Genomic DNA, 26,611 nt, shown 5'->3' on the forward strand with positions numbered 1-26,611 from the left:
CATTCAGAAACCCACATCAAGCACCACATTATCCAGATACGTCCCCGCCGGCGGCGTGCTCTGGTCGGTGTAAATCTTCGCGTTGTAATTGAAGATCTGGCTGCCGGTGCCCAGCCCGTTGCCCGGATTGACCTCGGCATCGGTGCTGGCCCGGCGCGCACTGCCGACGCTGCCCCAACGGGTGGTGCCGGCGCTTTTGAAGATGTCGTAGGCCAGGTAGTTACTCCCGGAAATCATCCGCCGCCGGCCACCGACACTGGCCGGATTCTGTCCGTCGCTCAAACCGACGGTGTAGGCGCTGCCCTTGGTGCAGGCCAGATTGATCGTCTGCCCGCTCACCGGGGTAAAGGCGCTGACCACCGGCGCGCTGCCGAAGGCGATGTTCGGCGCAGTGATCGTGCAGTCGTTGGCCACGGTCAGGTTGACCGTCAGCGTCACCGTGCCGCTGTTGATGTCACGCCCCACGCAGAGGCTGCCGACACCCAGTCCGGAACAGTAATTCCAGTTCCAGAAAATGCTCAGGGTTTCTGTGTAAACCCCGGCGGCGACGTTGCTGCCGATGGTCGTGCCCAGGTACAGCGGCACGGTTTTCGGTGTGGTGCCGTTGAGCAATCCCAAGGCGTCGATGATGCCGTTGCGGGCAAAGTCGAACGCAGTGCCGCGGGTGACCGGGTAGCTGGTGCTGTTGTTGGCGTAGATCGTGTAGCTGATGACGTCGCCGGTCGGCCCGAGCAGCCCGCTCTGGGTCGAGGTGATGGTGGCGTAGAAGTGGTCGTTGCTGGTCAGCAGCGACAGCAGCGAGCCGGTGCAGGCCAATCCGCCGTTCAGCGTGGAACTGGGTTGCGACGTGGTGCGCAGCGTGATCGAACTGAGTGAACCGAACGCCGCTGGCGTGGTGCTGACCACCGAACACAAGGCCTGCGCAGCTCCCGGCAGCAGCAACGCCAGGCACAGGCAGATCCGCGCGGCCATCATTGACACACCAACGGCCCGATCAACGGCACCTGCGTTTGCTGCAGATCCACGCTGAACTGCGCTTTGCAGGTCCGGCCATCGGCCAGCGACACCTGCAGCGAGTTCTGCGCTTGCAGATCCTCCAGATACACCAGGCCATCCCAACCGACCACCGTGCGCGCCCCGCTCTGCTCGTGCAGCACCCCCGCGCCCAACGGCAGTTCTCGTTGCTGCGCATCCACCAGCACGATGCTTGCGGCGACGACCCGGGTCAGCGGAAATTCCAGCAGATAACCGCTGCCGCGGCGCACGGCAACGCGCTGCTCGACATCGGGACTGCGCACGTTGGCCGGCAGATTCAGCGGATCGATTTCGTATTTGCCACGGTAATAGGCGCTGCTCCACGGCACCAGCAGATGGCCGTTGTTGTCGGTCTGGCCCACCTGCTGATTTTCATAGCGCACCGGGATATCGGCGAAACCCTGGGTGCTGACCACCACAAACGCGTCGTCGATGCGGTTGGCGGCGAACACCTGGCGGTCCATCCACACCAGCGAGCCACTGGCATCGGCCCAGCGGGTTTCAGCATCGGACGTGCCGTAAACCCCGGCCTGCAACTGCACCGATTGCAGACGCCAGGTCACGTCGGCCTGGCGATAGTCCGGACCATCGCCTTTGGCGTAGCCCAGATTGAAACCGACCCCGCCCTCGGTTGGCACCGAGCGGCTGTAATTGATCCGCTGCTGACTTTGCCCGTTCCGGCTGCGTTCGCTGCTGATCGCCAGGCTGCCGCGCAGATCGAACGGAATCACCAGTTGCGCCTGCACCGCCCAGTGGCTGTCGCCGATCTCGCGGTTGGCCGAAAGATAAAAACTGCTGTTGCGCCACAGCGGTTTGCTCCAGCTCAGATTGAGTAGCCGGGTGCGCGAAGCGTCCGACGCGCGTACGTCGAAATAGCCGGCACCGAGACTGCCCCAGCGCTCGAGGTTGACGCTCAGGGTTGCTTGCTCGCTGCGCCGGCTCAGACTGGCGTACGGGGTATCGATGACGCTGAGATCGGCGTACTGATCGCGGCGCTGCAGACGTTGATAGGAAAAGCTGTAACGCTGACTGCTGTACTGATAACCGAGGCTCAACTGGCCGCCACCCTCACCGTCGAAACGACTCTGGCTGATGGCGCTGTTGAGCACGCCGAAGTTGCCCAGGCGCAGGTTGCCGCCGATCCCGCCGAGGGTCAGCGATTCGGCCGCCTCGGCGTGGCTTTCCAGAGTGAAGCTGTCACTGAACCCATAGCGCAGACTGCCCGAGGTCGCGCCGGGGCCGTAACTGAAATCCTTCAACGCGTAATCGCGGCGCAAGGTACCGGCGGCCACGGAAAAATCGCTCAGGCCTTTTTGCAGCAGACTGCTGGTGACGTAAAACGGCACCGTGGTCGACACCTGCCGCCCCAGCGCATCGGTGGTCACCACCACCGCCTCCCCCGCGCCATTGATGAACGGTACATTGGTCAGGGTGTAAGGCCCCGGTTGCAGGTCGGCGCTGCTGGACTTGTAGCCATTGATGAACAGATCCACCGAGGACGGTACCGCCGCTTCGCCGGCAAATTGCGGCAGTGGATAGGTCACCAGATCCGGGCGCACGGCAAAGTCCCGCGAGAACTGCACGCCGCCGAGGCGCACCGAGTTGCTCCAGGGCAAGGCGCCGCTGATCACGTCACCGCCCTCGTAGGTGAGCATGCGTTCGTCATCGGAGTAGCGCCAGGTGGTGTCGTAACGCAAGTAGCCGTTATCCAGGGTACTGAGCGCATCGCCGGACAAGGTGCGCCGGTACTGCCCGGTGTTGGACAGCGTGCCCCAGCTGTCGAACAGCCGCACTTCATTCCAGGCCGCCAGATACGTGTCGGCATCATCGGTGTCGTTGAGGTACAGGTCATAGTTGAACAGCGCGCCGAAACTGCTCAGCGCCGGCGTACGCGGATAATTCTCGCGGTTGCCGATGAACTGGTCCGGCAGCCAGTGCGGCGGCACCTCCAGCAGCAGGCGCTGGCCGACGCTGTCGTATTCGCTGTGCAGTCCCGGCAGGCCGTCGAGGTCGACTTCGGCATCGCTACCGACACTGCCCGGCAGCGTCATCCCGGTTTCCGTCAGAACGCTGACCGGCAGAAACAGATGCCCGTCGCGCTGCTGCACCGCGACCACACGCCCGGTATTCATCTGATTGACCACCAGTTCCAGATACAACTGTGCATCACTTACGGCCTCCATGCCGCTGGGAGGCGGCGGTAATTCACCGGCCCCGGATGGATCGACGAACATCAGGCACCATGCGCCGGTCATGAGCCACAACGGACGTTTGATTCGGCGAGCCCATCCTGGGCTCATACACGCTTTACGTCCGTCAATGGACTGAATCCTCCTGATGTCACCGCCCTCAATGGCAGGTAGTTACTCATTGTGGCGAGGGGATTTCTCCCCGATCGGCTGCGCAGCAGTCGCCATTTCAGGTGGCCCGTCACTATGAGGGAAAGCAGGGGGCGCTACGCGCCCCATCGGGGATAAATCCCCTCAACACAGATAAATCCCCTCAACACAGATAAATCACCTCAACACAGATAAATCACCTCAACACAGATAAGTCTCCCTGCCACAGAGGCCGTCTCGGCGCATGCCTTTGCCTCAACGCGCCGGCGCAACACTTTGCATCTGCGCCCCGCCATTGACCCGCACCTGCAGCGCCGAATCACCCGCCAGCGGTCCCGGTGCCGGCCAACGCATCACCGCACCTGGCAGCACATAACCGAGCAGGCCCTCGGCTACCGGTTTGTGCTGCCCGCCCTGTTTAATTGCCACATCGGTCAGCCGTGCATGCACCGCGCCCTGATTGCGCACTTCGACATACGGCCTACCGTCCACCGTCACCGTGCGCCAGCTCAGTTGCGGTTTGCCGATGCCTTTGGGGTCTCGCGGGCGGGTGCTGTCCTCCTTGCTCCACAGCCCCGCGCCGTAGGCAAACAACGGCACCGAATAGCGCATCTGGAAGCGGATCGCCGCCGCGGTTTTGCCCTCCTCGGTGGCCGGCGGTTGGGCGGCAGGGATTTCGTCGATGATGATCCGGTAGGCCAGTTCCTGCCCCGGCGGCACCTCTCTGGTCCGGGTCAGGCGTACCAATTGCTTCTGCCCCGGTTCGATCTTCGCCACCGGCGGGCTGCCGATCACCTCGCGCTGGTTCTGATATTGCTCGGCAAAAGCGCTCTGACTCCACGCGAACACGCGGATCTGCAGGTTGGCGGTTTCCGTCCCGCGATTCTCCAGCCACAAGGCACTGGCCTGTTGGTCGGCCTCCAGCACCGGATCGATCGGCCAGATCAGCACCGAACTGGCGGCCTGCGCAGGCCCGGCCCCAAAGATGACCAGCGCCAGTACCGCGCACTGTACCCACCATCGGCGTGATGTAACTGCCTCCATGAACCTGCTCCTTGTCGGCCATTCAAATGTCGCCTCACCACGACAGTTGCACCTGCAACACGTCGCTGTATGTCCCCCCAGGCTGATTGCCCGGCAACTGCACCTGACCGTAAATCGGCAGGCTGATGTTATTTGCATCGCTATAGGCCACCGCCACGCTTTGGCCAATGCCCAGGCTCTGGCTGAAGGCCGCATCGCGAAACAGCGCATACGCCACCTGCGCGCTGCCACTGTTGATCTGCAGGTGACGACCGCTGTTGTTGTACTGGCCGCCATCGACCGTCATGTTCAATGCCACCCCCGGCGTGCATTGCAACTGCACGCCGCCGGTCAGTGCCACTTGCACGGTGCCGGTGGTCAACGCCGATCGAGAGCCGAAATTCAGCCCGCCGTAATTCGACACGCCGCCCACCACCAGACACCCCGGCGTGACGGTGGCGCTGACCTGGAAGCTCTGGCTGGTCACCGCCCCCAGCGGCAGCGGCACACTGCCCGCAAAGAGCAGGACCAACGCGGCGCAGCCCGGGCGGCGCATGGCATCAGAACGTCAGTTCAACAGCGACGGTGTCGGTGTACGTCCCCGCCGGCAGCCCGGCCTTGCCCACCGCCTGACCGTAGAGGTTCACCGTCTGCGCCACGCCGGTGCTGGTCGCGAGGCTGATCGTGCCGTCAATCGGCAACAGCTGCGAATGGCCGGCATCGGTGTAGAAATCGTATGGCACGTAGTTGGCGACCCCGTCGTACAACGCCCGTGCGCCACCCGGTGATTGCCCGTCGTGGGCGCCGGCGCGTACCTTGACCACCGGTGTGGTACCGCTGGAACAGAGAATCGACAGCGCCCCGCCACCGCCGCCCAATACCTGGCCGCTGGCGGTGGTGAACAGACTGTTGGCGGTGCCGAAGTTCAGCGCACCGAAGTTCAGCCCGGTGGAGCCGCCGGCGCCGTTGACCTGACAACTGCTGGTGAGAATCAGGCTGGCGGTGACCTGCCCGGTGACCGTGGTGGCGGCGTGAGCACTGGAAACCAGCGTCAGACCGAGCAACGACAAACCTATCCTTGATGCAAACGTGCGCATGGTGTCCGTCCTCTACGGGGTTACCAGTCGAGCGTCACCGTCAGCGTGTCGGTATAGACACCTGCCGGCAGCGCGCGGGTATTCGCCACCACCGCGCCAAATACCGGGATCGGTATCCGGGCAGCGCTGGTGACAGCGAAATTGTGTTGTTGGCCGATGCTGTAGTGCTGGCTCCCGGACGGATCCAGAAACAGCTGATAGGGCAGGGTCTGGCGGCCGTTGCTCAGGCGCCGGGTGGTACCGTCACCGTGGGTGCCGCCGTCGATGGTGACGGTGAACCCGGTGACCGAAGGATTGCAGGCGACGTGCAGTTTGCCGCTGCTGTCGCCGTCGAGCGCAGCCTTGATCGGTGCGTTCCAGGTCGGCCCCTGCTGGCCGAAATCGAGCATCCCCCAATTGTTCACCGGGGTCGTAGGGGTGGCGCTATTGCTGACTTCGCAGCCGGCAGTGAGGATCAGCCGCGCCTGTATCTGCCCACTGACCGCGGCCCGTGCGTTGTCAGCGAGCAACAACAGCGTCGCAGTGGCGATTGCCCTCCAGAACTTGCCTGCCATTCGCCCTTCCTACTCCTTCAGGATCCCTGCAACCTTGCGCTCGTTATTGAACGCCCCTTCCCTGCGCAACCCGCCTCCTGCGAATTGCCTGAAATCCGGCATTTACCAGGTCACCGTGACCTTCACCAGATCCGAATAGCGACTGACTTGTGGCACCTGCGCCAAGCGCTCGATCCGTGCATACAGCGGCAACTCCACCGTGCCGGTGTCCGGCACCCGGCCACTGACCGGTACGTCTACCACCAGCGGCACCCGACGCGCCGCATCCTGATACAGGCGATACGGAATCGGTTGACTCCCCGCCGCGCCCGCCATGTAACGAACCTCGCCGACGCCACCGTGCAATCCGCCGTCGACGCGCAACTGATACGGCGTGTCCGGGTTGCATTCCAGTCGCGGCAAGCGTTGATTGGTCAGCGCCGCGCTCAGGGGACCGGCCGGATCATCGAGGCGCGCGGTGCTGCCGAAATCCAGCACGCCCAATTGTTCGATGCCCGCCCCGCGCTGCTGGCCGACCAATTGGCAACCACGCTGCACGTCAACGCGGACTTCGACCTGAAGGTCCGCTGCGAACACCGGGCTTGCCAGCAAGCCGAAAACACCCAACACCACACGTGCAATCACTGCCTCATTCCTTGTGAGGAACCACCTGGATGACGTTATTGAGTTTCAGGGTAGCAACGGTCGACGAATCCGCCAGTCGATTGGATCCATCTTTGCGGCTGAAAATGTTTCGAAAGGTTGGCAACAACCGGAATGACATCGCTGAAAATATCTGTACATCAGCGAAAATCCTGTCTAGTTATCGCCCACATTCGACGCGCTGCGATGGCAGGTCGGCGGTGCCACTGGTTACACTACGTGCCGCGCTCCCGGGCGCCGGATCGATGAATACGGAGTGACTGCGCAGTGCCCTTTCGAATGCCCAAACGATCGCCGCTGACCCGACGCTGGTCGGCGTTGCGCCGCTGGTTCGGCAAGGGCCGGAGCGCCAACGGCGGGCAAGACGCCAGCGCGCAGGCGATCCGTGATTACTTCCAGCACAAGGCCCGCGCCCAGGGTTACACCCTCAGCCACAGTCAGCAGCGAGCGATCGAGTGCATGGCGCAACAGGCCAGCATGTTGCTCGGCGCCAGCGGGCGAACGCCCACGAGCCTGTACCTGCATGGTGCGGTCGGACGCGGCAAGAGCTGGCTGCTCGACGGCTTTTTTCACGCACTGCCGACTGAGCAAAAACAGCGCGTGCATTTCCATGAGTTCTTCGCCCGCCTGCATCAGGGCATGTTCGATCATCGTCTGCACGACGACGCTCTCGGCGTAACCCTCGACGCGCTGCTGCGCGATTGCCGGGTCGTGTGTTTCGACGAGTTTCATGTGCATGACATCGGCGATGCAATGCTCATCACCCGTCTGTTCAAGGCGTTGTTCAAGCGCGGGGTCCTGTTGCTGGTGACCTCCAACTATCCGCCGGAGGGCTTGCTGCCCAACCCGCTGTATCACGCTCGGTTCAAGCCGGTGATCGACCTGATCAACGCGCGGATGCAAGTGCTGGAGGTTGGCGGCCCGCACGATTACCGCAGCCTGGCGCGTCACCAGGCACATCAGGTTTTTGCACAGGGCCATTACGTGTGGCCGGCAACAGCGACACAGCGCCGAACCCTGAACTTGCCGCCCGCAGGTGCTCCAGCCATCGCGCTGCCGGTGGGCAGCCGCCACGTTCAGGCGCGTCTGTGCGAGGAGCGGCGGGTCGCCTTCACCTTCAACGACCTGTGTGAGCAACCAACGGCGGTGATGGATTATCTGGAGCTGTGCCGCCGGTTCGACCAGTGGATCATCGATGACCTGCCGGAACTGGACGAATGCTCGACCGCCGCGCAACAGCGCTTCATCAATCTGATCGACGTGCTCTACGATCAGGACAAACACCTGACGCTGCTCAGCCAGCTGCCGCTGCACAAGGCCCTGGGCGGCAACGCCATCGATCTGGCCCGCACCCGCAGTCGTCTGGGGCAGTTGCAGGAAGTGCATTGATCCCCCTGTGGGAGTGGGCTTGCTCGCGAAAACGGAATATCAGCCGACGCAGATGTCGACTGACACACTGCTTTCGCGAGCAAGCCCGCTCCCACAGGATTTCGGGTGTTCTCCAGGTTCAAGTCAGGCCCTTTGCCGTTATCATGTCGCCCATTCCGAGCGCCCGGCGCTTCTTTCTTTGATAGTGAACCTGCCCAATGCACACCCTTGCTCAATTGCGCGCCGGCGAGTTGTCGGGCATTACCCGGCTCGACCTGTCTTGCGGCCTGAACGAGTTCCCCCGGGAAATTTTCCAGCTGGCCGATACGCTGGAAGTGCTCAACCTCAGCGGCAACGCCTTGAGCAGCCTGCCGGACGACCTGCACCGGCTGACCCGGATGCGCATTCTGTTCTGCTCGGACAACCAATTCACCGAGGTCCCGGAATGCGTCGCTCAATGTGCGGCGCTGACGATGATCGGCTTCAAGGCCAACCGCATCAGCCACGTGCCGGGCGCAGCACTGCCGCCGCTACTGCGCTGGTTGATCCTGACCGATAACTGCATCGAAACCCTGCCGGACGAACTGGGCGAGCGCCCCTACCTGCAAAAGCTGTTGCTGGCCGGCAATCGCCTGCAAACGCTGCCAGCGTCGATGCGCCAATGCCATCGCCTGGAGCTGATCCGCATCGCCGCCAACCGTCTGCGTGAACTGCCGCAGTGGCTGCTGACTCTGCCGAGCCTGACCTGGCTGGCCTATGCCGGCAATCCGCTGGAAACCGAAGCCGACGCCGCCGCGCTGGAGGCAACGCCGCTGATCGACTGGTCGGCGCTGCGTCTGCAAGAGCGCCTCGGTGAAGGCGCATCCGGAGTGATTTCCCGGGCGCTGTGGCAACGCGCCGACCACACGCAGACGCCCGTCGCGGTGAAGTTGTACAAAGGCGAAATGACCAGCGACGGCTCACCGTTGCATGAGATGAACGCCTGCATCACCGCCGGCCTGCACCCAAACCTGATCCGCGTCGAAGGCCGCATCCACGGTCATCCTGACGGGCAGCACGGGCTGGTGATGCAACTGATCGACCCGAGTTTCCGCAACCTCGCGGCATTGCCGAGCCTGGCCAGTTGCTCACGGGATGTTTACCACGAGGATCGCCGATTCACCGCCGAGGTCGCACTGAACATTGCCCGCGGCATCGCCTCGGCGGCCGAACACCTGCATCGACAAGGCATCACCCACGGCGACCTGTACGGACACAACATTCTGTTGAACGATCAGGGCGATTGTCTGCTGGGGGATTTTGGCGCGGCGTCGTTCCATGCGACCGTCAACAATCTGGAAACCCGCGCGCTGCAACGCATCGAAGTGCGGGCATTCGGGATTCTGCTTGGGGAATTGCTGGCGCGCATCGACTCGGGGTTGAACGATGAGCGACGCGAGACGCTGGAAGAACTGGAGCGGCGTTGCTGTCAGGCCGATGTGCTGGCGCGGCCGGGGTTCGGCGAGGTGATTGAGGTATTGCGCGCGCTGTAACAAAAAAATCGCAGCCTGCGGCAGCTCCTGCATGTGTACCTGTAGGAGCTGCCGCAGGCTGCGATCTTTTGCTTTCAGCCCGCCAGACCGACGAACATGTCCTGCACGTCATCGTGGTTGTCGAGACCTTCGAGGAACGCTTCGACTTCAGCCATCTGCTCGTCGCTCAGGCCGCTGACCGGGTTTTTCGGCTGATAGCCGAGTTTGGCCGACAGCACGGTGAAACCTTGCTCAGGCAGGGCTTTCTGCACGGCGTCGAGGTCGGTCGGATCGGTCAGGAACAGGGTCGCGCCCTCTTCACCCGGTTCGAAGTCCTGGGCACCGGCCTCGATCGCGGCCATTTCCGGATCGGCGTCCGGGCTGTCCGGCGCGGCTTCGATCATGCCGACGTGGTTGAAATCCCACGCCACCGAACCGGAAGCGCCCAGTTGGCCCTTGCGGAACGCCACGCGAATTTCCGCCACGGTGCGGTTGATGTTGTCGGTCACGCACTCGACGATCAGCGGCACCTGATGCGGTGCGAAACCTTCGTACGTCACGCGGTGGTACTGCACGGTTTCGCCCAGCAGGCCGGCACCTTTCTTGATGGCGCGGTCCAGGGTTTCCTTGGGCATCGAGGCTTTCTTGGCCTGTTCGACCACCAGACGCAGGTGTGCGTTGGTGGCGGTATCGGCACCGTTGCGGGCAGCGATGGTGATTTCTTTCACCAGTTTGCCGAAGATCTTGCCCTTGGCGTTGGCTGCCGCTTCTTTGTGTTTAACCTTCCACTGTGCGCCCATTACTCACTCTCTTGATCTGTGGCGCCGAGACATCTATTGGCCGACGCGTGGCGCCAAGTTTATACGGCCTAAAGTCGGCAATCGACCAAAAAAACGCATTGTTGAATCGACATCTTCACCACGCCCTGTAGGGCAATTCTGAAAACCCAGATGGCCATGACCATTCGTGCTCGGCTTTTCGTACCCTCTGCCGTCCGTATTGCCCGCAGAGCCCTTACGCATGCTCAATGATCAGCAACCCCCGTTCACCCTGACCCTCACCGACGGCCCATTGTGTCTGCCGGTGCTGCGTTTCAGTGGCAAGGAGGCGCTCAATCAGCCTTTTCGTTTCGAGGTTGAGGTGATCGGCCTGGCCCCGGCGTTTACCCCGAACAGCCTGCTGGGCCAACCGGCGTATTTGCGTCTGGGCACTGACCACGGCATTCACGGGCTGATCCACAGCGTCAGTTGCGAACACCGCGCCAGCCACCGGATCGGCTACCGGCTAAGCCTCGTTCCGCAGTTGCTGAATCTGGCGCAGGCACCGCGACGCCGGGTCTTCGCGCAGGTCAGTGTGCCGGCAATCCTCGAACAATTGCTCGGTGAACATGGCCTGACAACAGGCGACTACCGGATCGAAATGAGCGTCGGCCATTACCCGCCCCGGCCCTTCATCATTCAGTACGAGGAAAGCGATCTGGCGTTGCTGCAGCGCCTGTGCGAGGAAGAAGGCATTCACTATCACTTCGAACACCAGCCGCGCGGGCATGTCGTGGTGTTTGCCGATGACAACCTGAGCCTGCCACAAGAGCCGCTGCCGGTGCCGTTCGCCGTGGCAGATGCAAGCCCCTCGCCGCGCCTCAGCACAGCGTATCAGCGGCATGACGCGACACCGCTGATGGCCGCGCCGGGCATTCGCAATCGAGGTCAGCCGGTGGTCGCCGAGGATGCGGCCAATCACCCTGTGCCGACGCTCGATCCCTCGCAGTGGTCGGGTGAGCAGCGCCACACCGAACAACGCAGCCGCCGCCACTTGCAACGCCAGCGCTGTCAGTCGCGTTCTATCCACGGGCGCAGCGATTGCAGCGCGCTGCGCAGCGGGCATCTGTTGCAGATCAGCGAGCATCCGATCAATGCATTCAACGAACAATGGCTGATCACCGAGGTGCAGCACCAAGGCCAACACCCCTCGATCCTTGATCCCGACAGCGCTGTGCATCGCTATTTCAACGATTTCAGCGCCCTGCCCTGGTCCACCGAGTTTCGCCCGCCGCTGGTACAAGCGCGTCCGAACATCGCGGGTTATCACCTGGCGCGGATAGCGGGCGCGCCCGGTCAGCCCGCGCAACGGGACGACTTGGGGCGCATTGCCGTCAACCTGTGGCCGACGCCCGAGGTGGCGGTGGTTTGTCTGTGGTTACCGATTGCACTGACCGGCGTCCATGGCCGCCTCGCCGCCCATGAACTGCCCCGCGCCGGCAGTGAGGTGTGGGTGAGTTTCCTCGACAGTGATCCGGACCGACCGATCCTCTGCCTCACCCACTCGCGCCCTCCCGCACCCAGTGAATCTGCGGTGGCGAGCGACAGCAGTCTGCTGCTGGACTGGCTGCTCAACAGCGCCGATCCGTAGCGCTTGCGCCAAATTGCAGGAGCTGCGCCGCCACCGCTTCGGTCACCGCCTCGCGGCTGTCCAGTTCCAGCGCAGGACCCGCGCTACCGCTTCAAGGACTTCTACGAACGGGTCAAGGCCAAGGGCTACATCCTCTACCCGGGCAAACTGACCCAGGTCGAAACCTTCCGCGTCGGCTGTATCGGCCACGTCAGCCCGGACGACATGCGCCGGGCCGTGGCGGCCGTGGGCGAGGTGCTGCGCGAGATGGAGGTGCTGGAGACCCAAGCCCAAACACAAATCCCCTGTAGGAGTGAACCTGCTCGCGATGGGGCCGTGTCAGTCGACGACTGTGTTGAATGATCAACCGCTATCGCGAGCAGGCTCACTCCTACAGAGCAATTGCATGTCTGTTCAAGTAAAAAGCGCGGTCAACATTTAAGTTGGCCGCGCTTGTTGATTAGCGCCACTCAGCAACCATTATCAAAAACACTATTGATCATTCACTCCGCAAGTTACCCTGCGCATCATAACTCAGACCATCCGGGTATTTGATCGAGCCATCGGGAAGTTGCTCGGTACCATCAGCCCAGACAATACGTCCGTCAGGATATTCAACCGTATCGTCCGGCCAGACGATGCGCCCGTCAGGATGTTCAACCCGGCCGTCCGTGTGCTGAATGATCCCATCGGGACGGGTGACCGCCGTTTGTTCGAGGTTGACGAGACTGCCATCGACCAGCGAAATCGTACCATCAGGGTTTTTCGACCCGCCCATGGCACTCAGCAAATTGATCAGAGCTACGGGGTCAACGTTGATATTCAATGTCGGCCAAGGCATCGGTGGCCTGACACTGAGCGGAGGTTTGACCGGCGCCACCGGCGCCTTGTCGACGGGTGGCAAGGGTTTTACCGGTGGTTTGACGGAGGGCTTCACCGGAGGCACCGGCGGTTTCACTGGAGCCACTGGTGGCTTGACCGGCGGCTTCACCGGGGCCACTGGTGGCTTGATCGGCGGCTTCACCGGAGTAACAGGTGGTTTGACGGGAGGCTTTACCGATGGCCGAGAGACCGGAGGCTTTGCCATGGCCTTGCGGCTGATGTGCAGTTGTTGTCTTTTATCCAGAATAATACTGACTGTCATTTTTAAATCCTTTTAAATACATTGAATGCCTTACAGCACATTAACTTTTGATACTTGCGACACTGATTGCTGCCTGCCAGCAACATTATCCACTTCGTCTGCACCACTCAAATCCACACCAATACAAAACATAAACAACAACTCTTTACACCTGATCAAAATCATATAAAGCACTTACGCAACCGCCTTCACCCAAGTCAACTTGGCAACAACTGCAAAAAAACCGTTCGACACCGGGCAAAAACACTTGAACGCGATTACAGTTAAAGCATGCCGTCGCACAAGAACGGCATGTGGCGACCCTGATCTGTGAGGAAACACCGTATGCCGTGGACAAGTTCCGAATCACGCTACAGCACCGTGTCCGTCCTGCTGCACTGGCTGATGCTGGTCCTGTTGATACTGGTTTATGCCAGCATGGAGTTGCGCGGGATCTTTCCCAAGGGAAGTGGCGGTCGCACGCTGATTCGCGAAGTGCACTACATGCTCGGGCTCACCGTGTTCGTACTGGTGTGGTTTCGCCTGGCAGCGCGCAGCCTGGGCCCGGCGCCGAAAATATTCCCCGCATCCGCGCAATGGCAAACCCTGTTGGCGCGGGTGATGCACTGGCTGTTGTATCTGTTCATGATCAGCATGCCGATCCTCGGCTGGCTGATCACCAGCGCCGAGGGGCATCAAGTCATGTTCTACGGCTTCGATCTGCCGCTGCTGGTCCATGAAGACAAGGCGCTGGCCAAGCAAGTGGAACACTGGCACGTGCTGATCGGCAATATCGGCTATTGGCTGATCGGCCTGCATGCCCTGGCGGGGCTCTATCACCATTATGTGGTGGGCGATAACACGCTGTTGCGGATGATGCCCAAGCGCGGGTGAACACTGATGCCGAGGTTTGAAAATTCATTGTGGTGAGGGGGCTTGCCCCCGTTGAGCTGCAAAGCAGCTCCATAAGCGGCTTCGCACTGAACCTGCGCCCCGTTTAACCAAGATGGGCGGCTGTGCAGTCCAACGGGGGCAAGCCCCCTCGCCACATAGTCTTAGCGAAGACCTCGTCGCCCCTGCAAGCCGCCGGTATGCACGAAGATCAGCCGCGTGCCATATTCGAACCCGCCCGCTTCAACCTGCTGCTTCAGCGCCAATAACGCCTTGCCGGTATACAGCGGCTCCAACGGCACGCCGCTGGCCTGTTCGCTGCGTTCGATGAACTCAAGCAACTGCGCGTCAACCTTGGCGAAACCACCCCGGCTCGCGTCGAACAACGCGTAACCCGCCGCCCCCACTCCGGCCGCGCGAACAATCGCCTGCACCTGCTGCGCCACGCCGTGGTCTTCGGGCACCGCCAGCGCGCCGTACACCGGATTCGCACCCGCCTCGGCCAGCACCAGCCCTGCCAGGGTCGTCCCGGTGCCGCACGCCAGCCACCAACCGTGATAATCGCACCAGCCCAGTTTGCCCAGTTGCGCCGTCACCTGTTCCTTGAGCGCTTTACAGCCCAATGCACCCGCCAGCCCACCGCCGCCCTCCGGTACCGCATGCAAATGTGGATACTGCGCCTGCCACGGTCCCCAGAACCCGGGCTCATGCCGTGCCCGATAGCCGCCATAACCCAGCCAGTGCAGTCGCATGCCGAACGCTTGCAAGTCCATCACCGTGGGCGTTTGCTGCGGATGGCCGCGCAGCAGGCCGACGGTTTCGAAACCCAGACGCTTGCCGGCAGCCGCCAACGCGTGCAGATGATTGGAGTGCGCGCCGCCAAGGCTGATGATGCCCCGCGCGCCAATGCGATCGGCGGCTTTGAGGTGTTCGACCAGCTTGAACCATTTATTGCCGCTGATCAGCGGGTCGATCTGGTCCAGACGCAGGATCGCCACCTCGACTCCGGCGTGGGTGAGCCAGTCGAGTTGCAGCAATTGGAGCGGGGCTTGGGGTAGCCAATCGGAAGGAACAGGCATGGGCACTGCTGCATCGGAAAAAACCGATTCTAACAGCCCCCGGATAACCTGTAGGAGCTGCCGCAGGCTGCGATCTTTTGATCCTGGTTGTTGAAAACAAAGTCAAAAGATCGCAGCCTTCGGCAGCTCCTACAGAAGGGTTAAAGTTCGGCAGCCAGACGCGAACCCTGATTGATCGCGCGCTTGGCATCCAGCTCCGCCGCAACATCGGCGCCGCCGATCAGGTGCACGTTCTGCCCCGCCGCAACCAGACCTTCCTGCAGCTCACGCAGCGGATCCTGGCCGGCGCAGATGACGATGTTGTCCACCGCCAGCACTTGCGGTTCGCCGGCTTCGCCGATGCGGATGTGCAGGCCCTGGTCGTCGATCTTCAGGTACTCGACGCTGTTGAGCATCTGTACCTGCTTGTTCTTCAGCCCGGTGCGGTGAATCCAGCCGGTGGTTTTGCCCAGGCCGTCGCCGACCTTGGTTTTCTTGCGCTGCAGCAGGAACACCTCGCGGGCCGGTGCGTGTGGTGCGGCTTTGATCCCGGCCACGCCACCACGGGCTTGCAAATTCGTATCAATGCCCCACTCTTTCCAGAACGCGGCACGATCCAGGCTGGTGGCGACGCCTTGATGCACGAGGAATTCGGAAACGTCGAAACCGATACCACCGGCACCGATCACTGCAACGCGTTTGCCCACCGGCTTGCGTTCAAGGATCACGTCCAGGTAGCTCAACACCTTGGCATTCTCGACGCCCGGAATCGCCGGCACACGCGGCGCAATGCCGGTGGCGAGGATGATTTCGTCGTAGCCGCCGTCCACCAGTTTCGCCACGTCGACGCGGGTGTTCAGGCACACCTCGACATTTGTGGTCTGCAGCTTGCGCTTGAAGTAACGCAAAGTTTCGAAAAATTCTTCCTTGCCCGGCACACGCTTGGCGATGTTGAACTGGCCGCCGATCTCGCTGGCCGAATCGAACAGCGTCACCTGATGCCCGCGTTCAGCGGCCACGGTTGCGGCGGACAAACCTGCAGGCCCGGCGCCGACCACGGCGATTTTCTTGATCTGCTGCACCGGCAGATAGTTGAGCTCGGTTTCGTGGCAGGCACGCGGGTTGACCAGGCAACTGGTGAGTTTGCCGCCAAAGGTGTGATCCAGGCACGCCTGGTTGCAGCCGATGCAGGTGTTGATTTCGTCAGCGCGGCCTTCGGCCGCCTTGTTGACGAAGTCCGGGTCGGCGAGGAACGGCCGGGCCATCGAGACCATGTCGGCGTCGCCCTCGGCAAGAATCTGCTCGGCGATTTCCGGGGTGTTGATACGGTTGGTGGTGATCAGCGGAATGCTCACCGAACCGCGCAGTTTGGCAGTGACCTTGCTGAACGCGGCGCGCGGCACTTTGGTGGCGATGGTCGGAATCCGCGCTTCGTGCCAGCCGATGCCGGTGTTGATGATCGTTGCGCCGGCCTGCTCGATGGCTTTGGCCAGGGTCACGATCTCTTCCCAGGTGCTGCCGCCCTCAACCAGATCGAGCATCGACAGGCGGAAAATAATGATGAAATTCGGGCCGACCGCTTCACGCACGCGGCGGACGATTTCCACTGGCAGGCGCATACGGTTTTCGTAGCTGCCGCCCCAGCGATCGGTGCGGTGGTTGGTGTGGGCGGCGAGGAACTGGTTAATGAAATAACCTTCCGAGCCCATGATTTCCACGCCGTCGTACTCGGCGGTCTGGGCCAGTACCGAGCAGGTGACAAAGTCGCTGATCTGCTTTTCGATGCCTTCCTCGTCCAGCTCCTTGGGCTTGAACGGGTTGATCGGCGCCTGAATCGCACTCGGCGCGACCTGCTTCGGGCTGTAGGCATAACGCCCGGCATGGAGAATCTGCATGCAGATCTTGCCGCCCGCCTCGTGCACCGCGCGGGTGACGATGCGGTGCTTGAGCGCTTCTTCCTCGGTGGTCAGTTTGGCCGCGCCGGAGTACACGCCGCCCTCGTCATTCGGGCCGATACCGCCCGTCACCATCAGGCCGACGCCGCCACGGGCACGCTCGGCGAAGTAGGCAGCCATACGTTCGAAGCCGCCCGGTTTCTCTTCCAGGCCGGTGTGCATGGAGCCCATCAGGGTACGGTTGCGCAGCGTGGTGAATCCCAGGTCAAGCGGGGCCAACAGGTGCGGGTAATGAGCGGCGGTCATCGGTAACTCCACAACGAGCAATCACGGAAATTGCGGGAGCTCTACGTCCCCCGTCAGTCATGTTCGACAGACTAAGAGTCGCACTGCTGTCACTCAATGACCGAAACTGACAAGTTATTGATCCAAATGCGCAGCGCCCCTTGGCAAGTGCAGGCATGCGCCCTACCCTAGTCGCCACACCCAGTACCCGGCTGTTGTTGGTTTTCATGCGCAAACTTCTGTACCTGTGTTTTTCCATGGCCATCGTTGCCGCCCTCACCACCTACGCCATGTGGGCGGCGGACCGGCCGGCGGGGCATTACCTGTCGGACCTGCGGATCAAACTGGCGGTCGATCAAGGCACCCCGTCCGATCGCGGCAACTTGCTGGGCATTCAGCCGGAACTGTTCCCAACCGACTACCAAAGCCCGCAACGCCTGCATCGCAAACTCGCGGCTTATCTGCAACAGGCGCAGGATCAAGGGCTGCTGAACGAAAAAACCGTGGTGGTATTGCCCGAGCATGTCGGCACCTGGCTGATGATCAGCGGCGAAAAAGACGAGCTGTATCAGGCGCCGACGCTGGCCGAAGCAATGAACTGGCTGGCGGCGAGCAACCCGCTGCTGTTCGCCCGCGCCTGGCTCAGCGCCAAGGGTGAGAATCGTCTGGATGACGCGCATCTGCGCATGAAGTCCAAGTCGATGGCCAAGGATTATCAGGCGCTGTTCGGCGGACTTGCCAAGGAGTTCCAGGTAACACTGGTGGCCGGCTCCATCGTGCTACCCGAACCGAGCGTGCGCGACGGCCAGCTCAAGCCCGGCAGTGGCGCGCTGTTCAACAGCAGCGTGGTGTTCGGTCGTGATGGTGTGCCGCTGGGTCAGCCGCAACGGCAGATGCACCCGATTTTCGAACAGCGCGATGTGCTCGAGGGTGAAGACGCCCATGCAATCACCGTGGTCGACACCCCGGCCGGACGTCTCGGCGTGCTGATCGGCAGCGACAGCTGGTACCCGGACAATTATCGTCAGCTCGACGAACTCGGCGCGCAACTGGTGGCGGTGCCCGCGTTTGTGGTCGGCCATGGTGCGTGGGATCAACCGTGGGCTGGCTATAAAGGCTCGAATACCCCGGGGACGGTCAGCCTCAAGCCCGGGGAGATCAGTGAAGGTGAGGCGTGGCATCGCCTGACACTGACGGCTCAGCCTCCCATGAGCGGTGCAATCGCCGGCATGAGTGTGTTCCTGCGTGGGCAGTTCTGGGACAAGCCCGGTGCCGGGCAGAGTTTCCTTAGCAGCAACGGCCAGCAATTCGCCGATGGCGAAGCCCGTGGCGCCCGTCTGCTGAACATCTGGTTGTAAGCCATGAAACCATTGCCGATGCGCCTCGGGGATCTGTCGGTCGGTTTCGTTCACAGCCTCGCCGATGCAGTACGCAGCCATGGCGCCGATCCGCAACCGCTGCTCGAACAATATGGCCTGGATGCAGCGCGTCTGGCCGAGGCCGGGGCGCGACTGTCGATCCCGCGTTACATGCGTCTTGGGCACAGCGCGATCCAGCTGACCGGCGATCCGGCACTGGGCCTGCGTATGGGCCAGCTCAGCCGCTTGAGCCAGGCGGGACTGGTCGGGGTCACCGCCGCCCAGGCACCGACCGTGCGCGAGGCCGCCCGTTGCCTGCTCCGCTTCGAGCCACTGTACGGCTCCAACTATCGCGGCCAGTCGAGCTTTCACGAAGACACCCATGGCGCCTGGCTGCGGTTCTACTCGATCAGCCCGTACAACGCCTATAACCGCTTCGTGGTGGACTCGATCATTGCTGGCTGGCTGCATCAGTTGTCCAGTGTCGGGGGCGAAACACTGCGCGCCGAGCGCATTGAAATCGAATTCGCCGAGCCAGACTATCGTGACGCTTACAGCGTGCTGGGCGACGCTGCGATCCAGTTCGGCGCCGAACGCAACCAACTGCGTCTGAACCTGAACAGCCTCGCCCTGCGCAACCCGGAACACTGCCCGAGTACCTGGAAGCACTTGCTTGCATTATGCGAACGGGAACTGGAGCAATTGACCCGCACCCGCAGCTTGCGCGAGCGCATCACTCAACTGCTCGGGCCGTTGCTCAATGGTGGCCGGGAACCCGACCTGGAAGAAGTGGCGGCACGCCTGAAACTACCGACTTGGACCTTGCGCCGCAAACTGGCCGAGGAAGGCACGCAGTTTCGCGCGATCCTCAATGACACCCGCCGTGACCTGGCCATGACCTACATTCGCGACACCGAACTGGCGTTCGGCGAGATCGCCTACCTGCTGGGCTTTGCCTCAGCCGAGGCGTTTCAACGCGCCTTCAAACGCTGGAGCGGCCAGACGCCTGGCGAGTTTCGTCGCAGTCACCGGAAAACGGCCTGAAAAGCTGCAAGCTGCAAGCTGCAAGCTGCAAGCAAATGCTTACAGCTCGGTGGCGTCTTCGGCTGGTTCGGGTTGATCCAGTTCGTAGGCCTGATATTCGAGCAGTTCTTCTTGATAGTCGTCCATTGTGTAATCCCCCTCTGCCCGTTTCAAAATAGCCCGGTCAAATGACCAGTGCCTCGAGCCTATCGTGCCCGTATGAAAGAAAAATGAAACCCGGCCTTCATGAATAAAACGTAGCAGGCGGTCAGGAATTTATCGCGGGATTTTTGTCGGGGGAATGTAACGAGATTTCACATGCTGCAGAAACAGCTGTGGGAGCGGGCTTGCTCGCGAAAGCGTCAGTACATTCAGCATCGATGTGACTGAACAACCGCTTTCGCGAGCAAGCCCGCTCCCACAGGGGATGTGTGTGTGAGTTATTGCATCGCCGGAATCGGCTCCGATGGCGGCGGGATATTGCTCGGATTGGCCGGCGGCGTGATTGTTTCGGTGGCTGGCGCAGACTCCGTGCTCGGTGCCGGGGTGATCGGCGCTGACTCGGCCGGCGGCACCACCGGCTCGGAGCCCGTTGGCGTCGGCGACACCGAAGCAGGCGCCGGCGTTGCTGCCGGAGCTGCCGGCGTGGTGCTCTGGGCTGGCTCGACAATCCCGGCCGGCGGCGGCGCTGGCGCGGTCTCAACCGTCGGTGCAGGTGAAGTTGGGGCCACAGCAGCAGGCTTCGGCTCCGGCACCCCCAGATCAGTCCTGGGCTTCTCTTCAATGTGCGCAGCTTTCTTCGCATCCGCTGGCAGGAACAGCTCGACCAGGGTGAAGAAGCGTTCATAAAACTTCTGCGAGGTCACCGTCTCACTGGCGACCTTGACCATCGAATCATCCGACGAACCGATCGGCATCGACACCGACCCCAACACACCCACCCCGAGGCTGGCCGAATTGTTGGTCTTCTTCAGCGCGTAGCGGTCCTGCAAGGCATTGGCGAACATCGTCGCATGATGCTTGGAGCTGCCGTCTTCGGTACACACCACATTGAAGCTGATCTCCATGTGGGTCTCACCGGTTTGCTGGAAGCTCTTGTGGCCGCTGATCAGTTTCGGGTCACTGCTGGTGATGATATAGCCCTGACTGAGCAACGCACGACGAGCCGCCTCGCAACTTGCGGTATCGGCCACCGGATAATTGCGCGAGAACGTGCCGGAATCATCGAAGTTCTCATGCTCATAGATCGGCTTGTCCTTCGAACAGCCAGCAACAGCGGTCAACAACAGCGCCAACCCGACAACACGCATGGGAGTGGAAATCAACATTGAACATCCTGAGGGAAAACAGTCCGGGGCGTATTGTGCAACAGAACTCGGCCCTGCGGCGCATGGATTGTGTCTTAAAGACGTTACAAGCGTATTGACCGTTGTTTGCCGGAAAAAGTCGCAGAGAGATGTGATTGGTGAGGGCGCGATGGTTAGCGGTTGCTCGGAGTGCATCCAGCTAAAACATGGTCGGCTGTCAGGCCGCCATCGCTGGCAAGCCAGCTTCCTCAAGATCAAGATCAAAAGATCGCAGCCTTCGGCAGCTCCTACACAGGATGAGCGTTAGCTCGGCTGCAGCTTTTGATCTTGATCCACGGGCGACGTCGGGAGGCTGAGTGGAGGGATTGATCCGGGGGTGGGAGCGCAGCGACCGTTTGGCGAAGCCAAACACAGCGAGAGGAGGTGCAGCGAAGCAAACCGTAGGCGCTGCGCCCGGATCAATCCCGGAACGAAGGGACCCCGAGCCCCAGCGAGCGGGCCGGACGTAGGAGCAAGCCTTTTGGGTTACCTTTTCGGCGTCTGGAAAAGGTGACTCGCCGTAAGGGCGAAACCGCCAGCCGCCACACCCAAAACAACGGATATTCACACAAACCCCACCCCGCATACAAAAAAGCCCCGACCATCAGGCCAGGGCTTCTCTATAACCAATCAGTCAAACATCAATAGCGCTTGATGTCCGCCTGACTCTCCAACTGCTTGCGGAACGCCGCGAAATCCTGCTGCCCTTCACGGGAAGCGAGGAAACGACGGTACTGCGCCTTCTCTTCATCCGTCGGCGCAACAGCTTCGTTCACACCATCCAGACGCACAATCATCAGGCTACCGTCCTGCAACGTCACGCTGGTGAACGTCGGTTTGCCCTTGGCCGCCGGTTTCGGCATACGGAACAACGCCTGCAGCACAGTCGGGTCAACCCCTTCCTGCGCGCGGGTCGCCGCCGGTACAACCTTCCAGCTCTGACCGTCAACCGCCTTGTCCAGCGCAGTCTTGCCCTCGCGCAGACTGGCGATCAACTGATCAGCCTTGGTCTTGGCCGCCGCACTCGCGTGCTCTTTGGTCAGTTGTGCGCGGATCGCCGTGTTGACGGTCTCCAGTGGCAACTGCTCAGGCTTCAGGTGCTCCTTGGCACGCAGCACGACCACGGTTTCCGGGTCCAGCTCGATGCCGGTGCTGTTGGCGTTTTCTTCCAGCACTTCCTGGCTGAATGCCGCCGCTACCACAGCACGGTTGGCCGCGATACCTTCGCCACCTTCACGGCCGAACGGCTTGGAGGTTTGCACGGTCAGCTTCAGATCGGCTGCTGGCTGAGCCAGGTCAGACGCTTCGAACGCCGAGTCTTCCAATTGCTTGGTCGCCTCGACAAAACGCTGCTCGACCTGCTGGGTCTTCAGCTCGCGGGTCAGCTTGTCTTTCAGGCTGGCCAAGGTCGGAACTTCTGGCGCTTCGACACCCAGCAGCTTGATCAGGTGGTAACCGAAATCGGTACGCACCGGCGCAGACACCTGGTCCTTGCTCAGCGAGTACAGGGCTTTTTCGAAGGCTGGATCGTAGACGCCAGGACCTGCGAAACCGAGGTCACCGCCATTGTTGGCCGAGCCCGGGTCCTGCGAGAACTCCTTGGCCAGCGCTTCGAATTTCTCGCCCTTGGCCAGACGCGCCTGGACTTCTTCGATCTTCGCCTTGGCCTGAGCGTCGGTGGTCTTGTCGTTGACTTCGATCAGGATGTGCGCCGCACGACGCTGTTCCGACAGGTTGGCGATCTCTTTCTGATACGCCGCCTGCAGGTCTTCGTCCTTGACGGCCACCTGGTCAAAGAACGACGACTTCTTCAGCTCGACGTAATCGACAACCACTTGCTCAGGGGTCATGAACTCCTTGGCGTGCTCGTCGTAGTAAGCCTTGACCTCATCGTCGGTCAGCTTGACCGCCGCCGGATCGGCCTTTACGTTCAGCGAGGCGAAATCGCGGGTCTGTTTTTCCAGGCGGGCGAAAGCCAGCACCTCGGCATCGGTGACAAAACCGCTGCCAGCCACACCGGCACGCAGCTGACCGATCAGCATTTCCTGCGCCAGCATCTGGCGGAATTGCATGCGGGTGTAACCCAGTTGACGGATCACCTGGTCGAAGCGCTCGGAACTGAACTTGCCGTCCACCTGGAATTCAGGGGTCTGCAGGATCACCTGATCCAGTGCACCTTCGGAGAAAGCGAATTTCGATTGTGCTGCGCCTTGCAGCAGCAGCTTGCGATCGATCAGCCCTTTGAGGGCCGACTCGCGGAGCATTTTTTCGTCGAGCAAGGAAGCATCGAAGTCCTTGCCCAGCTGTTGCATCAACTGCCGGCGTTGCATGTCAACGGCCTGGCTCAGCTCGTTCTGGCTGATTTCTTCACCATTGACCTTGGCCGCATCGTTGGTGTGCGTCGTGGCCTTGAAAATGGCATCGAAACCGGTCAGCGCCATCAGTGCAACGATGACCCCGATAATGGTCTTGGCAATCCAGCCTTGTGAATTGTCCCTGATATTCTGCAGCATGCGTCCCCCAGAAACGGTTGAACTTCAAAAATTTGGCAACCGTGGAGTGTGGGTAGAATCCGGATAGAAGAAAGGCGCATCCGAGGATGCGCCTTCTCGTAACTGGCGGAGCGGACAGGGCTCGAACCCTCGATCCCGGCGTTACAGGTCACTGCGTCAGCGACCTGCTCTACCGCTCCGCTGCCAAGTCAGGCATGACCCCGACCCGGATGGGTAAAAACCTGAAACAAACTAACTTAGTTAACAGCTTCTTTCAGTGCTTTACCGGCTTTGAAACCTGGCTTTTTAGCAGCAGCGATTTGCAGCGTCTTGCCGGTCTGTGGGTTACGACCAACGCGAGCTGGACGATCGGTCACGGAGAAAGTGCCGAAACCAACCAGAACAACGGAGTCGCCAGCCTTGAGAGCGCCAGTGACGGATTCGATTACAGCGTCCAGCGCACGGCCAGCAGCAGCTTTCGGGATATCAGCGGATGCAGCGATAGCATCAATCAGTTCCGACTTGTTCACTCTAAGTCCCCTTATATCTATTTTGAGATGATTCTAAGTTTTTTGGTGAAAGCAAAAACGAGTGCTGAATGGCCTACAGACACTTAAGAGCCGCTTTATAACAAGGGCTCTAAAAAGCTGTCAAGGAAGCCCCCCAGGCAAAAACGTATTAATGCGTGCTAATTCTTTCCTTTGAATCAGACTCACGTTTTTCGTCCTTGGAAACTATCTCCGGAGCCACATCCGGCAAGGGCTCCGGCGCGTATTGCAGCGCAATTTGCAGGACCTCGTCAATCCATTTAACCGGTTTAATCTGCAGATCCTGCTTGATATTGTCAGGAATCTCCTTCAAATCACGCACGTTCTCTTCCGGAATAATCACAATCTTGATTCCGCCGCGATGCGCCGCGAGCAGTTTTTCCTTCAGACCACCGATGGCCAGGACCTGACCGCGCAGGGTGATCTCACCGGTCATGGCGACATCGGCGCGCACCGGAATCCCCGTCAACGCTGAAACCAGTGCCGTGCACATGCCCACACCCGCGCTCGGACCGTCTTTCGGGGTCGCCCCTTCCGGCATGTGGATATGCGTGTCGCGCTTCTCGTGGAAGTCCAGCGGGATGCCCAGGCTCTTCGCCCGACTGCGCACAACGGTCTGCGCGGCAGTGATCGATTCGACCATTACATCGCCCAGCGAACCGGTCTTGATCAGCTGACCTTTACCCGGCACCACAGCCGCTTCAATGGTCAGCAATTCGCCGCCCACCTGCGTCCACGCCAGGCCAGTCACCTGACCGATCTGATCCTGCTGCTCTGCCAGGCCGTAGCGGAATTTACGCACCCCGAGGAAATGCTCCAGCAGGTCGGCTGTCACTTTTACCGAGAAGCGTTTTTCCAGTGCATGCTCTTTCACGGCCTTGCGGCAGACCTTGGCGATCTGACGTTCGAGGCCACGCACACCGGCTTCACGGGTGTAGTAACGGATGATGTCGCGGATCGCTTCTTCGTCGAATTCCAGCTCGCCCTTCTTCAGACCGTTGGCGGCGATCTGCTTCGGCGAGAGATATTTGACGGCGATGTTGATCTTTTCGTCTTCGGTGTAGCCCGGCAGGCGAATGACTTCCATTCGGTCGAGCAGCGCCGGCGGAATGTTCATCGAGTTCGAGGTGCACAGGAACATCACATCGGACAGGTCGTAATCGACTTCCAGATAGTGATCGTTGAAGTTGTGGTTTTGCTCCGGATCGAGCACTTCCAGCAACGCCGACGCCGGGTCGCCACGCATGTCGCTGCCCATTTTGTCGATTTCATCGAGCAGGAACAGCGGGTTGCGCACGCCCACTTTTGTCATTTTTTGAATCAATCTTCCCGGCATCGAACCGATGTAGGTCCGGCGGTGACCACGAATTTCCGCCTCGTCACGCACGCCACCGAGGGCCATGCGCACGAATTTACGGTTGGTGGCATGGGCAATCGACTCCGCCAGCGAGGTTTTACCTACGCCAGGAGGACCGACCAGACACAACACCGGGCCACGGATTTTCTTCACACGCTTCTGCACGGCGAGGTACTCAAGGATGCGCTCCTTGACCTCTTCGAGACCGTAGTGATCGGCATCGAGAATGTCTTCAGCACGCGCCAGGTCGAGGCGTACCTTGCTTTGCGCCTTCCACGGCACCTGCACCAGCCAGTCGATGTAAGAGCGCACCACAGTGGCTTCAGCAGACATCGGCGACATTTGCTTGAGCTTGTTCAGCTCGGCGGTGGCCTTGGCCAAAGCGTCTTTCGGCAGGCCGGCCGCATCGATGCGCTTTTTCAGCTCTTCGATTTCATTGTGACCTTCGTCACCGTCGCCCAGCTCTTTCTGAATGGCCTTCATCTGCTCATTCAGGTAGTACTCGCGCTGGCTGCGCTCCATTTGCTTTTTGACGCGACCGCGAATGCGTTTTTCAACTTGCAGCAGGTCAATCTCGGCATCCAGCAAGGCGAGCACATGCTCGACCCGGGCCGACAGATCGATGATTTCGAGGATTTCCTGCTTCTGCTCGATTTTCAGCGCCATGTGCGCAGCCATTGTGTCGACCAGACGACCAGGCTCATCGATGCTGTTGAGCGACGACAGGACTTCGGCCGGAACCTTCTTGCCCAACTGAACGTATTGTTCGAACTGCGACAGCAGGCTGCGCACGAAGACTTCCGACTCGCGCTCGGCGGCGTCGACTTCTTCGATCAGCGAGACTTCGGCGCGGCAATGCCCGTCGACCTCGCTGAAGCGCTCAACGGTACCGCGCTGCTCGCCTTCAACCAGAACCTTGACGGTGCCGTCCGGCAGCTTCAGCAGCTGCAGCACGGTCGCGATAGTGCCTACGCGATAGAGAGCGTCTTCACCGGGATCATCGTCAGCCGGGTTTCGCTGGGCCAGCAGCAGAATCTGCTTGTCGCCCGTCATCGCAGCCTCGAGGGCTTCGATGGATTTCTCGCGCCCCACGAACAGCGGGATAACCATGTGCGGATAAACCACGACATCACGCAATGGCAAGAGAGGCAATTCGATGGTGGTCTTCATGATTTCGCCTCTACGGCGGCCATATGGCCGTAATCGGATGGAATTAAGCTTGAAACCAAGATGGGGGCTGCCCCGAAAAAAAACAAGCGCTAAGCGGATGTAAAAAAC

Annotated in this window: 21 protein-coding genes and 1 pseudogene; 7 read left to right on the plus strand and 15 right to left on the minus strand. The window is 61.0% G+C overall.

The genetic code is table 11. From position 1 onward, the window contains the following. Window positions 1–3: 3 nt before the first annotated feature. The 7 genes from ACXR0M_RS09370 to ACXR0M_RS09400 all read right to left on the minus strand — a co-directional run bounded on the left by ACXR0M_RS09370 (window position 4) and on the right by ACXR0M_RS09400 (window position 6,672). Complete coding sequence (locus tag ACXR0M_RS09370) at window positions 4–975, minus strand: Csu type fimbrial protein (RefSeq protein WP_458831632.1); 972 nt, start codon at window positions 973–975, stop codon at window positions 4–6. Further along, window positions 972–3,335 (minus strand): fimbria/pilus outer membrane usher protein, encoded by a 2,364-nt coding sequence (locus ACXR0M_RS09375; protein WP_458831633.1) that lies wholly within the window; start codon window positions 3,333–3,335, stop codon window positions 972–974. The genes ACXR0M_RS09370 and ACXR0M_RS09375 overlap by 4 nt, the downstream gene beginning before the upstream one ends. Window positions 3,336–3,629: 294 nt before the next feature. Further along, entirely contained in the window at window positions 3,630–4,418 is a 789-nt protein-coding gene (locus tag ACXR0M_RS09380; RefSeq protein WP_458831634.1) for a fimbrial biogenesis chaperone, read from the minus strand. Between the two features lie 34 nt (window positions 4,419–4,452). After that, complete coding sequence (locus ACXR0M_RS09385; RefSeq protein ID WP_458831635.1) at window positions 4,453–4,953, minus strand: Csu type fimbrial protein; 501 nt, start codon at window positions 4,951–4,953, stop codon at window positions 4,453–4,455. A gap of 4 nt (window positions 4,954–4,957) precedes the next feature. After that, a complete protein-coding gene (locus ACXR0M_RS09390; protein WP_458831636.1) occupies window positions 4,958–5,494 on the minus strand; it encodes a Csu type fimbrial protein in 537 nt (178 codons plus the stop codon). 20 nt (window positions 5,495–5,514) lie between these two features. Then, window positions 5,515–6,048: a Csu type fimbrial protein gene (locus ACXR0M_RS09395; protein ID WP_458831637.1), complete on the minus strand. Its 534-nt coding sequence runs from the start codon at window positions 6,046–6,048 to the stop codon at window positions 5,515–5,517. Between the two features lie 102 nt (window positions 6,049–6,150). Then, on the minus strand, window positions 6,151–6,672 hold the full coding sequence (locus ACXR0M_RS09400; RefSeq protein ID WP_458831638.1) for a Csu type fimbrial protein: 522 nt from the start codon (window positions 6,670–6,672) through the stop codon (window positions 6,151–6,153). Window positions 6,673–6,957: 285 nt separating this feature from the next. Here ACXR0M_RS09400 and zapE point away from each other — a divergent pair, with 285 nt between their 5' ends. Together zapE and ACXR0M_RS09410 are read left to right on the plus strand one after the other, a co-directional pair. Continuing rightward, window positions 6,958–8,079 carry a cell division protein ZapE gene (zapE, locus tag ACXR0M_RS09405; protein ID WP_458831639.1) on the plus strand — a complete coding sequence of 374 codons (1,122 nt, stop codon included), beginning with the start codon at window positions 6,958–6,960 and terminating at the stop codon, window positions 8,077–8,079. 197 nt (window positions 8,080–8,276) lie between these two features. After that, a complete protein-coding gene (locus ACXR0M_RS09410) occupies window positions 8,277–9,590 on the plus strand; it encodes a leucine-rich repeat-containing protein kinase family protein (protein ID WP_458831640.1) in 1,314 nt (437 codons plus the stop codon). Between the two features lie 74 nt (window positions 9,591–9,664). Here the strand turns inward: ACXR0M_RS09410 and ACXR0M_RS09415 are convergent, their stop codons facing one another. After that, a complete protein-coding gene (locus tag ACXR0M_RS09415) occupies window positions 9,665–10,369 on the minus strand; it encodes a YebC/PmpR family DNA-binding transcriptional regulator (protein ID WP_458831641.1) in 705 nt (234 codons plus the stop codon). A gap of 220 nt (window positions 10,370–10,589) precedes the next feature. Here ACXR0M_RS09415 and ACXR0M_RS09420 point away from each other — a divergent pair, with 220 nt between their 5' ends. Both ACXR0M_RS09420 and ACXR0M_RS09425 read left to right on the plus strand, forming a co-directional pair. Continuing rightward, the gene (locus ACXR0M_RS09420) at window positions 10,590–11,978 is read left to right on the plus strand and encodes a type VI secretion system Vgr family protein (RefSeq protein WP_458831642.1); all 1,389 of its coding nucleotides are present in this window, start codon (window positions 10,590–10,592) and stop codon (window positions 11,976–11,978) included. A gap of 72 nt (window positions 11,979–12,050) precedes the next feature. Continuing rightward, window positions 12,051–12,239: pseudogene (locus tag ACXR0M_RS09425) on the plus strand (2-aminoethylphosphonate--pyruvate transaminase); the annotation flags it as partial. A gap of 217 nt (window positions 12,240–12,456) precedes the next feature. Here ACXR0M_RS09425 and ACXR0M_RS09430 read toward each other — a convergent pair. Further along, the gene (locus ACXR0M_RS09430; RefSeq protein ID WP_458831643.1) at window positions 12,457–13,101 is read right to left on the minus strand and encodes a hypothetical protein; all 645 of its coding nucleotides are present in this window, start codon (window positions 13,099–13,101) and stop codon (window positions 12,457–12,459) included. 324 nt (window positions 13,102–13,425) lie between these two features. Here ACXR0M_RS09430 and ACXR0M_RS09435 point away from each other — a divergent pair, with 324 nt between their 5' ends. Continuing rightward, window positions 13,426–13,974, plus strand: coding sequence for a cytochrome b (locus ACXR0M_RS09435; protein ID WP_458831644.1), 549 nt, complete (start codon window positions 13,426–13,428; stop codon window positions 13,972–13,974). Window positions 13,975–14,135: 161 nt separating this feature from the next. On the opposite strand, the gene ACXR0M_RS09440 is transcribed toward ACXR0M_RS09435, so the two are convergent. Beyond that, window positions 14,136–15,050, minus strand: coding sequence for a 1-aminocyclopropane-1-carboxylate deaminase/D-cysteine desulfhydrase (locus ACXR0M_RS09440; protein WP_458831645.1), 915 nt, complete (start codon window positions 15,048–15,050; stop codon window positions 14,136–14,138). 140 nt (window positions 15,051–15,190) lie between these two features. After that, entirely contained in the window at window positions 15,191–17,230 is a 2,040-nt protein-coding gene (locus ACXR0M_RS09445) for an oxidoreductase (RefSeq protein ID WP_458831646.1), read from the minus strand. A gap of 206 nt (window positions 17,231–17,436) precedes the next feature. On the opposite strand from ACXR0M_RS09445, the gene ACXR0M_RS09450 reads away from it, so the two are divergent. Together ACXR0M_RS09450 and ACXR0M_RS09455 are read left to right on the plus strand one after the other, a co-directional pair. Continuing rightward, the gene (locus ACXR0M_RS09450; protein ID WP_458831678.1) at window positions 17,437–18,567 is read left to right on the plus strand and encodes a nitrilase-related carbon-nitrogen hydrolase; all 1,131 of its coding nucleotides are present in this window, start codon (window positions 17,437–17,439) and stop codon (window positions 18,565–18,567) included. Window positions 18,568–18,570: 3 nt separating this feature from the next. Then, window positions 18,571–19,611 (plus strand): AraC family transcriptional regulator, encoded by a 1,041-nt coding sequence (locus ACXR0M_RS09455; protein ID WP_458831647.1) that lies wholly within the window; start codon window positions 18,571–18,573, stop codon window positions 19,609–19,611. 419 nt (window positions 19,612–20,030) lie between these two features. Here the strand turns inward: ACXR0M_RS09455 and ACXR0M_RS09460 are convergent, their stop codons facing one another. The 4 genes from ACXR0M_RS09460 to lon all read right to left on the minus strand — a co-directional run bounded on the left by ACXR0M_RS09460 (window position 20,031) and on the right by lon (window position 26,503). Further along, a complete protein-coding gene (locus ACXR0M_RS09460) occupies window positions 20,031–20,918 on the minus strand; it encodes a DUF2242 domain-containing protein (protein ID WP_458831648.1) in 888 nt (295 codons plus the stop codon). A 659-nt stretch (window positions 20,919–21,577) separates the two neighbouring features. After that, window positions 21,578–23,449, minus strand: a complete 1,872-nt coding sequence (locus ACXR0M_RS09465) for a SurA N-terminal domain-containing protein (RefSeq protein WP_458831649.1) — start codon at window positions 23,447–23,449, stop codon at window positions 21,578–21,580. A 236-nt stretch (window positions 23,450–23,685) separates the two neighbouring features. Then, a complete protein-coding gene (locus ACXR0M_RS09470) occupies window positions 23,686–23,958 on the minus strand; it encodes an HU family DNA-binding protein (protein ID WP_008077714.1) in 273 nt (90 codons plus the stop codon). A 148-nt stretch (window positions 23,959–24,106) separates the two neighbouring features. Beyond that, window positions 24,107–26,503 carry an endopeptidase La gene (gene lon, locus ACXR0M_RS09475; protein WP_458831650.1) on the minus strand — a complete coding sequence of 799 codons (2,397 nt, stop codon included), beginning with the start codon at window positions 26,501–26,503 and terminating at the stop codon, window positions 24,107–24,109. Window positions 26,504–26,611: the final 108 nt, after the last annotated feature.

It is taken from the genome of Pseudomonas sp. Eth.TT006, from assembly GCF_054456575.1.

Bases quoted from the DNA above. Each gene is read 5' to 3' on its own strand.
- ACXR0M_RS09370 (WP_458831632.1), bottom strand. From the start codon at position 975: ATGATGGCCGCGCGGATCTGCCTGTGCCTGGCGTTGCTGCTGCCGGGA.
- ACXR0M_RS09375 (WP_458831633.1), bottom strand. From the start codon at position 3,335: ATGAGCCCAGGATGGGCTCGCCGAATCAAACGTCCGTTGTGGCTCATG.
- ACXR0M_RS09380 (WP_458831634.1), bottom strand. From the start codon at position 4,418: ATGGAGGCAGTTACATCACGCCGATGGTGGGTACAGTGCGCGGTACTG.
- ACXR0M_RS09385 (WP_458831635.1), bottom strand. From the start codon at position 4,953: ATGCGCCGCCCGGGCTGCGCCGCGTTGGTCCTGCTCTTTGCGGGCAGT.
- ACXR0M_RS09390 (WP_458831636.1), bottom strand. From the start codon at position 5,494: ATGCGCACGTTTGCATCAAGGATAGGTTTGTCGTTGCTCGGTCTGACG.
- ACXR0M_RS09395 (WP_458831637.1), bottom strand. From the start codon at position 6,048: ATGGCAGGCAAGTTCTGGAGGGCAATCGCCACTGCGACGCTGTTGTTG.
- ACXR0M_RS09410 (WP_458831640.1), top strand. From the start codon at position 8,277: ATGCACACCCTTGCTCAATTGCGCGCCGGCGAGTTGTCGGGCATTACC.
- ACXR0M_RS09415 (WP_458831641.1), bottom strand. From the start codon at position 10,369: ATGGGCGCACAGTGGAAGGTTAAACACAAAGAAGCGGCAGCCAACGCC.
- ACXR0M_RS09420 (WP_458831642.1), top strand. From the start codon at position 10,590: ATGCTCAATGATCAGCAACCCCCGTTCACCCTGACCCTCACCGACGGC.
- ACXR0M_RS09430 (WP_458831643.1), bottom strand. From the start codon at position 13,101: ATGACAGTCAGTATTATTCTGGATAAAAGACAACAACTGCACATCAGC.
- ACXR0M_RS09435 (WP_458831644.1), top strand. From the start codon at position 13,426: ATGCCGTGGACAAGTTCCGAATCACGCTACAGCACCGTGTCCGTCCTG.
- ACXR0M_RS09440 (WP_458831645.1), bottom strand. From the start codon at position 15,050: ATGCCTGTTCCTTCCGATTGGCTACCCCAAGCCCCGCTCCAATTGCTG.
- ACXR0M_RS09445 (WP_458831646.1), bottom strand. From the start codon at position 17,230: ATGACCGCCGCTCATTACCCGCACCTGTTGGCCCCGCTTGACCTGGGA.
- ACXR0M_RS09450 (WP_458831678.1), top strand. From the start codon at position 17,437: ATGCGCAAACTTCTGTACCTGTGTTTTTCCATGGCCATCGTTGCCGCC.
- ACXR0M_RS09455 (WP_458831647.1), top strand. From the start codon at position 18,571: ATGAAACCATTGCCGATGCGCCTCGGGGATCTGTCGGTCGGTTTCGTT.
- ACXR0M_RS09460 (WP_458831648.1), bottom strand. From the start codon at position 20,918: ATGTTGATTTCCACTCCCATGCGTGTTGTCGGGTTGGCGCTGTTGTTG.
- ACXR0M_RS09465 (WP_458831649.1), bottom strand. From the start codon at position 23,449: ATGCTGCAGAATATCAGGGACAATTCACAAGGCTGGATTGCCAAGACC.
- lon (WP_458831650.1), bottom strand. From the start codon at position 26,503: ATGAAGACCACCATCGAATTGCCTCTCTTGCCATTGCGTGATGTCGTG.